Origin of the sequence: Streptomyces sp. NPDC059455 (assembly GCF_042750115.1) — a bacterium.
In the GTDB taxonomy this organism is placed as follows: domain Bacteria; phylum Actinomycetota; class Actinomycetes; order Streptomycetales; family Streptomycetaceae; genus Streptomyces; species Streptomyces endocoffeicus.
In genome coordinates, this window is sequence record NZ_JBHYVB010000015.1 from 86,353 (window position 1) to 94,130 (window position 7,778).

A 7,778-nucleotide genomic window follows, 5' to 3' on the forward strand; every position below is an offset into this window, starting at 1 on the left:
TGGCTGCGGTCAGTAGATGATCGACCCGATCTGACAGGCGGCTTCGGCGAGTTCGCGGGCGCCGTCGATACGGGCACGTGCGAGGGCGGTGTCCGGCTGGCCGTCACGGTCCAGGTGCCGCCGGCCGCCCGTAGAAGTCGCCCAGAAGGTGTGCGACGAGATCGCGGACGGTCCACCCCGGCACTGCCCCAACCCAATGACTCGATGGCCACCGAATAAAGGTGCGGGGCGCCGTGGGAAATCGATGTGCGGCCGATTGATCAGGCTGTTGGAGAGGGCTGGTAATCAATTCAGCCGGTCGCTGCACTGGGTGATACCAGCTCTTGGCGACGCACGTCAGGAGCCACTTGGAAGAATCCTTCGAGGTCGCTCGAGCGGCCGTCGAAGGTGCCCAGACTGAAATGGAATGAGTACCGTGAACACAGGCAAGCGCATTGAGGCTGTGCAGCGCTGTATTGCGGTATCGACGGGTGATGACCAATCCGGCCTCGCGTAAAACGGTGGCGTGTTCGCTCGCGCTCGCCGGCGCGAGGTCGGTGAGGGACGCGAGGTCTTTGGTGGAGCAGCCCGGATGGTCGGCGATGACCCTCAGCACCACCGCCCGGGTGCGGCCCAGCAGCGCCGCCAGGGCCCTCGCGGAGCTTGGGGCACCGGACTCGGGGGCGAAAGCGGTCAGCCGATCGAGGGGCTGTTCCCGCTGGACGGGGTAGGTGACGGTGGGTTGCTCCCGGAGGCTGTTGTCGACGATGGAACGTACGCCGAACACCGATGGCACCAGCACGATGCCCTGCCCCTCCAGGCGCAGGTCGTGGTCGACGCCGTTGGGCATCCGGATTTCCAGCACGGGGGGCCTCCACCGCATCCACTGGGGATTCGCCTGCGCGAGCAGGCACTCGACACCGCCGGTGAGCAGCTGGCGCGTTCGGGACCGAGACCAGTCACAAGACCATCCCCTTGGCAGGGGGCGGCGAACTCGTGGTCCGTACCGACGGGTGCTTCTACCAGGCCCAGACCGAGCTGTACGGGGAGGATTGGAAGCGATTGCTCTACAGCGAGGAGACCCTTGCCGCCAAGATCGTCGCCCGGGTGAACCGCGACCCGCGCGTCAACGCCACGCAGCACACATGGGCCACGTGTATGCGACGGGCCGGTTACTCGGTGACCGCGCTGGAGGACGTACGGCCCAACGCGATCCGCCGCATGGAACGAGAGGCCTCGGATCGAGCCGACGGCGAGGCTGAGTTCAACGCGCTCCTGGACCAGGCGGCCAGGGACGTCGCCTGCCAGAAGCGGGCGCGCGTCGAGCCTGCGATCCGCGCCGCGCAGGACGATGTGGAGCGGTCAGCCGTCCGAGGCCACCAGCACGATCTCGGAGAGCTGAAGACGCTGCGGGCCGAGGCGTTGGCGACGGCGCGTCGGCTCGGCAGCACAACGGAATGACCTCTGCGGTGCCGGAGCCGGGTCGGGCCCGTTTAGTTGTGTCTGTATAATGATTATGACAACACAATTAAACGGAGGCCCTTCATGCCGGATCTGGCACCTCGGCGACGATGGCTCGTGCTGGCCATCTGCTGCATGAGCCTGCTGATCGTCAGTCTCGACAACACGATCCTGAACGTCGCCCTGCCCTCCATCCAGCGCGACCTGCACACATCGGTGTCCGGGCTGCAATGGACGGTCGACGCGTACACGCTGGTGCTGGCGAGCCTGTTGATGCTCTCCGGCTCGACCGCCGACCGGGTGGGCCGTCGCCGCACGTTTCAGGCCGGGCTGGTGATCTTCACCGCGGCCTCGCTGCTGTGCAGCCTGGCTCCCGGGCTCGGCTGGCTGATCGTCGCGCGGATGCTTCAGGCGGTCGGGGGGTCGATGCTGAACCCTGTCGCCATGTCGATCATCAGCAATACCTTCACGGACCCCCGGGAACGGGCCCGCGCCATCGGTGTGTGGAGTGGTGTCGTGGGCATCAGCATGGCCGCCGGGCCGATCATCGGGGGTGCGCTGGTGGAGTCGGCCGGCTGGCGGGCGATCTTCTGGCTCAACGTGCCCATCGGACTTGCCGCGCTCTTCCTGACCCGCAGGTATGTGCCGGAGTCCCGGGCGCCGCGGCCTCGCCGAGTGGACCCGGTCGGGCAGTCGCTCGTCATCGTGCTGCTCGTCGCGCTGACGTACGCGATCATCGAGTCGCCGAACCTGGGCTGGACCTCTCCCGTCGTCGCCGGGTGTACGGCAGCGGCGCTGTGCGCGCTGCTGGGGCTGCTGTGGTACGAACCGAGGCGCACCGATCCGCTGATCGACCTGCGGTTCTTCCGTTCCGCGCCGTTCTCGGGCGCCACCGTGATCGCGGTGGCCGCGTTCGCCGGTCTGGGCGGTTTCCTGTTCGTCAGCTCCCTGTACCTTCAGGATGTGCGGCGGCTCGATCCGCTGCACGCCGGGTTGTTCATGCTGCCCATGGCGGTCATGGCGCTGGTGACCGCACCCGTGTCCGGCCGCATGGTGGCCTCGCGGGGGCCACGTACTCCGCTGCTGCTCGCCGGGGCGGCGTTGTGCGCGAGCGCCGTGCTCCAGGCACTCACCTACTCCGAGCACCTTCCGGTGCCCCTGTTGGTCATCGCGTATCTGCTCTTCGGCACCGGCTTCGGGCTGGTCAACGCGCCCATCACCAATACCGCCGTCTCGGGGATGCCCCGTTCGCAGGCCGGTGTCGCGGCCGCGGTGGCCTCCACCAGCCGGCAGACCGGCCAGTCCCTCGGCGTGGCCGTCATCGGCGCTCTCATGGCCGGGGGAGTCCACGCGGACGCGGCGGCCTTCACGGACGCGGCACGCACGGCATGGTGGATCATCGCCGGCTGCGGCGCCGCGGTGCTGGTCATGGGTACGCTCACTTCCGGCCGTTGGGCGCGGGCAACGGCCCAGCGCACGGCGAAGCGGCTCGCCGCCGAGGAGACCAAGGAGACAGTGAACGTCTGATGGAGCGCCCACATGACAACGAGCCGCACGAGGGGGACGAGCGGGATGAGCGGGATGAGCGGGACGACGAGACCGTCAGGACGGCGGCCCGAGCCTGGCAGGGGCTGAACACGCTCCTGATGGAGCGTCACAATCGCCGCAAGGTGGTCGCGGAGAGCCTCGGCATGAGCTTCAGCCGCGTCAGAGCGTTGCGCCGGCTCGCCGCCGGTCCGATCACCCTTCGCGAACTGGCCGAGTGGCTGGGCGCGGACCCGCCCTACACCTCCGTCATCGTCGACGATCTCGTACGGCGTGGCCTCGCCGAACGCATCACCAACCCGGCCGACCGCCGGTCCAAGCTGGTCCATCTCACCGAGGACGGCCAGGCGCTGGCCGCCCGTGCCATCGCGATCCTCACCACCCCACCCGACGCCCTGCTCGCCCTGCCTCTCGAGGACATCCAGGCGCTCGACCGCGTGGTGGCCAAGCTTCTGAAATGAGCCAACGGCGTCTGGTGGCTCTGTGTCAGTCCAGGCCGTGGTCGCGGGCGTAGCGGGTGGCCGCGACGCGGTCGCGGGAGCCGGTCTTGGTGAAGACCCGGTTGATGTGGGTCTTCACGGTGTTGCCGCTCAGGAAGAGGGCGGCGGCGATCTCCGCGTTGGTCATACCGCGTGCCATCAGCGTGAGGATCTCCGCTTCACGACGGGTGAGGCCGTTCGGGAGCGGCCGGCCGGCGGTGGCGGGCCCCGGGGGAAGGGGGTCGGGCTCCGGGGGAGGGGTGGCGGGAGCGCTCGCCGCGGCGAGCAGCGTGGCCTGGACCCTGGGGTCGAGGACGGAGAGTCCCGCGACGGCGCTGTGCAGGGTACGGGCGATGTGGCGGCGGTCCGCGTCCTTGGTGAGGTAGGCGCGCGCCCCGGCCCGGAGCGTCTCCAGGACGGAGGTGTCGTCGGCGTAGGTGGTCAGGACGACGACGGCGACCTCGGGGTGCTCGGCGGTGAGCCGGCGGGTGGCCTCGGTGCCGTCGAGCACCGGCATGTGCAGGTCGAGCAGGATCGCGTCCGGGTGGTGCTCGGCGACCTGGTCGAGTGCCTGTTGTCCGTTGGCCGCGGAACCGACGACGTCGATGTCCGGCAGCAGGTCGAGCATGAGGACCAGCCCCTCCCGGACGCTGGCCTGGTCGTCGGCGACCACGATCCGCAGCGGCCGGGTGTCCTGGGCGCTCATCGCGGCACCTCGGCCCGGACCCGCCACTGTCCGTCCCGTACGCCCGCGTCGAGTGTCCCGCCCAGCAGCAGGAGGCGTTCGCGCATCCCGGTGAGGCCGTAGCCGCCGTCGACGGTGGCGAACGCGGGTGGTTGCCGAGGGGATGGGGGCGGTGCGTCGAGCGGGTTGCCGACGGTGAGCGTCACGTGTTCGTCCTCATAGGTCAGGGTGACCTCCACCGGCTGGGCGGGGGCGTGTTTGGCGGCGTTGGTCAGGGCTTCCTGCGCGGTACGGAAGAGGGGGAGCGCCTGGTCGGCCGGGAGCGGGGAGGGCTCGCCCTCGACCCTGAGCCGTACCGGAACGCCGTGCCGCTGCCGGTGGGTGTCCGCCATCGTGGCCAGTTCCTCGTCGAGCGGCGCGAGGTCGGAGCGCAGGGCGTGCACCGCGCGGCGGGTCTCGGCGAGCCCGTCGACGGTCAGCCGCCTCGCTCCGTCGAGCACGGTGACGGCCCGGTCGATGTCCCGGTGATCCGTCAACAGGGCGCTCGCGGCCTGGATCTGGATGCTCAGGGCGCCGAGCGAATGGGCCAGTACGTCATGGATCTCGCGGGCGATCCGGGTGCGTTCGTCCAGTACGGCCACCCGGCGCTGCTCCGCGCGGAGCAGCTCGCTCTGGGCGAGCATGGCGGCCGATTGCTCGGCGCGTATCCGGTAGGCGCGCCGGTTGTGGCTCGCGACCAGGACCAGAACCACCAGCATCGGATAGCCCAGCGCGAACCCGCGGCTCGCCCCGGCGACCAGGACCCCGGTCTCCAGGGCCACCACCGTGCAGCCCGCCACGGCCCAGCCCACCGGGAGGCTCAGCTCGGTGCCCAGCTGCATGACGGCCATCAGCGAGAGGGCGATGAGTGCTCCGGCGTGCGGGAAGGCGCTGGCGTAGCCGGAGAGGGCGGCGGCGACCCCGAGCAGGACCCGCATCCGCATGCGCGGCGCGCGCCTCGCGGCCTCGTCGCCGAGGGTGTGGGTGAGCTCCCACAGCAGCAGCGCCAGGCCGCCCAGCGCGTACGTGACGACGGCCAGGGTCACCGCCCCGGCCCCGGCCGGAGGGCCCGTGAAGGTGTGCAGGCCGATGAACGCGTACGCGCCGGCCCTCATCAGCCATGACACCGTACGCAGCACGGATGCAGGATAGCGACCCGAAGACCGCTCGGCCGCGGCGCCGGGGGGTACCGCGTCATGGGCCGAGGGCGCCGTTCCTTCGCCGGCTCGGGTGGATGCCGTGCGCGCGTTGCCCGCCGGGTGCCGTTCGGTCATCGCCGTCCCCGGCGGCCCCGGTCGCGCAGGCCGTCACGCGCCGACCGGTCGTACGGCGCCGTGGGGCCGGGATACTCCGTGCGAGCGGGATACTCCGTGGGCCGGGGCCGCCGCGCGGGCCGCTCCGCGCCGGGGGACGGGTCGCCCGACCCGCCCAGCAGCCCCGCCAGCGCACCCCGCACATCGAAGGGGCGGCCGTCCTTCTCCGGGGCGAACGGCACACCGGAGGCGAGGGCGCGCGGTGTGACGACGGCGGCCTGGCCGAGCCGGTTGAGGCCGAGCAGCATCAGGATGGGCGCCGAGGAGCCCGCCACGGGGGCGTGCAGCGCCACGGCTACGACCGTCATCACGACCCGCGAGACCACCAGCGCGAGCCACAGCCACAGTCCGTACACCGGCATCCGCGCCCACAGCACCCCGTCGCGCGGCTCCAACCGCAGCAGCGCTCCCTGGGCGGTGCCGATTCCGGCCGCGATCACCGCGCTGATCACGAGGCATGCGAGATCGGTCGTGGTGAGGTGGCGGCCACCCTTGCCGAGGCTGGTGAAACCGATGACGGCGAGGATCGCGGGAAGCACGATCAGCCGTTTGCCGCGCAGCGGCTCGCCGCGTAGCTGACGTGCGATGACGAAGATCACGACGGCGATCGCGGCCAGCACTTGCAGCACGTTCACTGGAGGACTCCCGTCGGCCACGCTTCGGTTGCGTACGCCTGTTGACTCGCCCCGAGGTTAGGAAGGCCCGCGGGGCATCGCGTCACCCCGAGCGGTGACCTCCGGGGTGATCTGCGGGGTGATCCGAGGGTGATCCCGGTGCCGGGAACCGGTACCACCGGGCGGCCGAAGGGATCACCCCGGAGGTCACCCCCTGCTACGGCGTGCGGGAACGCGTACCGGCACCAACCTGAACGAGCCGAATCCCCGGCAATCCGTCCACCGAGAGGCTCGCCAACCCATGTCCACCATCGGTCAAGCCATGATCATCAACGGTGCGGTCCTGATCGCCGTCCTGGAGGCGGACCTCGGACCCCACCGCAAGATCGGGAAGCTGCGCATCCTGCGGCCGCTGCTGATGACCGCCGCGATCGTCCCCCTCTTCATCAAGAGCCCGGCCACCCACGGCTCCGGCCTGGCGCTCGAACTCGCCGCCGTCGTCGCGGGGTTGGCCGTCGGCCTGCTGGCGACGACCCTCACCACGGTCTACACCAGCCCCACGACCGGCAAGCCGGTCAGCCGTGCGGGTTTCGCCTACGCGGCGCTGTGGATCGTCGTGGTCGGGGCACGAGCCGCGTTCTCGTACGGATCGGAGCACTGGTTCGCCCGGCAATTGGGCCGCTGGATGGTCGACCACCAGGTGACCACCGAAGCCCTCACCGACGCGCTGCTGCTGATGGCCGTGGCGATGACGCTCACCCGCACCATCGGCCTCGCCACGCGAGCGGCCACCGCGGGCCGCCGGGTGCCTGCCGCCGGGCCCGCGGCCGAGTAGCGGTGGCGTACGGCGTGAAGACGGCATTCGTCACTCTGGGTGCTGGTACGTGCACCGAAAGTGGTGTGTGCGTGCGCCGCAGCGTCTCGGAACATGGTCATCGCGTAGCACATCGCCGCAGGTCAGAGCGGGGGACATCCCGCGAGGGAGCCATGCTTCCCCGGACCATGGCCCTTACCTGGAGCCGGTCTCAGGGTTGTTGTCGCAAGCCGGACCGCACGGTCTGTCCCCACCACCGCGCCAACCGCGTGGTCGTCTCTGAACGGAGTGAACACAGTGGGCAACACAGGAATTCGCATGAGGCCGTCCAAGCGCATCGCCTTGGCCGCGGCGGCGGCCGCGGTCGTGGGCGGCATCGCGGCGGCCCCGTCCGCAAGCGCCGCCTCGTCCGCAAGCGCCGCCACCTCCTCCTGCGGTGGCAATGTCGTCGCCACCGCCGTGAAGTACAGCTACGGGAACGCGAGCTGTTCCATCACCGGCGTCCCCGGGCTCAAGGTCACCTACAGGTGGACGGCGACCGACCAATACGCCGCCATGCAGGCATTCGGCATGGACGCCAACGGCGTCAGCCACTGGTACAACTGCGGCTCGGGCGGTGGCGCTTGCACCGTCCCGTGGGGCAATCAGATCGCCACCCCGAAGATCCGCGCCTGGGACGCTCCGCACGCGGCCAGGATCGACTTCACCGTCAGCTGACCGTCGGATCCCCCTGCGGGGTGGTCACCGCGCGCGGGCGTGTGTGCGCGCTCCCGCAACACCTCGGGGGGGGGGCGCACCTCTCTGATCGCTCGGCGAGCCGAGACTGAGATAATATATCTCTCACACGAA

At 70.4% G+C, this 7,778-nt stretch carries 9 protein-coding genes; 5 read left to right on the forward strand and 4 right to left on the reverse strand.

Going from position 1 to position 7,778, the window contains the following annotated elements; translation table 11 throughout:
* Nucleotides 1-103: 103 nt before the first annotated feature.
* Nucleotides 104-844, reverse strand: coding sequence for an ArsR/SmtB family transcription factor (locus tag ACFXB5_RS07840; protein WP_385203834.1), 741 nt, complete (start codon nt 842-844; stop codon nt 104-106).
* Between the two features lie 131 nt (nt 845-975).
* Here ACFXB5_RS07840 and ACFXB5_RS07845 point away from each other — a divergent pair, with 131 nt between their 5' ends.
* From ACFXB5_RS07845 to ACFXB5_RS07855, 3 genes are all read left to right on the forward strand, one after another.
* Complete coding sequence (locus tag ACFXB5_RS07845) at nt 976-1,440, forward strand: hypothetical protein (RefSeq protein ID WP_385203837.1); 465 nt, start codon at nt 976-978, stop codon at nt 1,438-1,440.
* A gap of 84 nt (nt 1,441-1,524) precedes the next feature.
* Nucleotides 1,525-2,967 carry an MFS transporter gene (locus ACFXB5_RS07850; protein ID WP_385203840.1) on the forward strand — a complete coding sequence of 481 codons (1,443 nt, stop codon included), beginning with the start codon at nt 1,525-1,527 and terminating at the stop codon, nt 2,965-2,967.
* Nucleotides 2,967-3,446, forward strand: coding sequence for a MarR family winged helix-turn-helix transcriptional regulator (locus ACFXB5_RS07855; protein ID WP_385203843.1), 480 nt, complete (start codon nt 2,967-2,969; stop codon nt 3,444-3,446). Before ACFXB5_RS07850 ends, ACFXB5_RS07855 begins: the two co-directional genes overlap by 1 nt.
* 25 nt (nt 3,447-3,471) lie before the next feature.
* On the opposite strand, the gene ACFXB5_RS07860 is transcribed toward ACFXB5_RS07855, so the two are convergent.
* The 3 genes from ACFXB5_RS07860 to ACFXB5_RS07870 all read right to left on the reverse strand — a co-directional run bounded on the left by ACFXB5_RS07860 (nt 3,472) and on the right by ACFXB5_RS07870 (nt 6,136).
* A complete protein-coding gene (locus tag ACFXB5_RS07860) occupies nt 3,472-4,170 on the reverse strand; it encodes a response regulator (protein WP_385203846.1) in 699 nt (232 codons plus the stop codon).
* Nucleotides 4,167-5,327, reverse strand: coding sequence for a sensor histidine kinase (locus ACFXB5_RS07865; protein WP_385203849.1), 1,161 nt, complete (start codon nt 5,325-5,327; stop codon nt 4,167-4,169). The genes ACFXB5_RS07860 and ACFXB5_RS07865 overlap by 4 nt, the downstream gene beginning before the upstream one ends.
* Nucleotides 5,328-5,458: 131 nt before the next feature.
* Complete coding sequence (locus tag ACFXB5_RS07870) at nt 5,459-6,136, reverse strand: hypothetical protein (protein WP_385203851.1); 678 nt, start codon at nt 6,134-6,136, stop codon at nt 5,459-5,461.
* A 301-nt stretch (nt 6,137-6,437) separates the two neighbouring features.
* On the opposite strand from ACFXB5_RS07870, the gene ACFXB5_RS07875 reads away from it, so the two are divergent.
* Nucleotides 6,438-6,950: a hypothetical protein gene (locus tag ACFXB5_RS07875; RefSeq protein ID WP_385203854.1), complete on the forward strand. Its 513-nt coding sequence runs from the start codon at nt 6,438-6,440 to the stop codon at nt 6,948-6,950.
* Between the two features lie 297 nt (nt 6,951-7,247).
* Nucleotides 7,248-7,646, forward strand: coding sequence for a hypothetical protein (locus ACFXB5_RS07880; protein WP_385203857.1), 399 nt, complete (start codon nt 7,248-7,250; stop codon nt 7,644-7,646).
* Nucleotides 7,647-7,778 lie beyond the last annotated feature (132 nt).

Bases quoted from the DNA above. Each gene is read 5' to 3' on its own strand.
- ACFXB5_RS07850 (WP_385203840.1), top strand. From the start codon at position 1,525: ATGCCGGATCTGGCACCTCGGCGACGATGGCTCGTGCTGGCCATCTGC.
- ACFXB5_RS07855 (WP_385203843.1), top strand. From the start codon at position 2,967: ATGGAGCGCCCACATGACAACGAGCCGCACGAGGGGGACGAGCGGGAT.
- ACFXB5_RS07860 (WP_385203846.1), bottom strand. From the start codon at position 4,170: ATGAGCGCCCAGGACACCCGGCCGCTGCGGATCGTGGTCGCCGACGAC.
- ACFXB5_RS07875 (WP_385203854.1), top strand. From the start codon at position 6,438: ATGATCATCAACGGTGCGGTCCTGATCGCCGTCCTGGAGGCGGACCTC.
- ACFXB5_RS07880 (WP_385203857.1), top strand. From the start codon at position 7,248: ATGAGGCCGTCCAAGCGCATCGCCTTGGCCGCGGCGGCGGCCGCGGTC.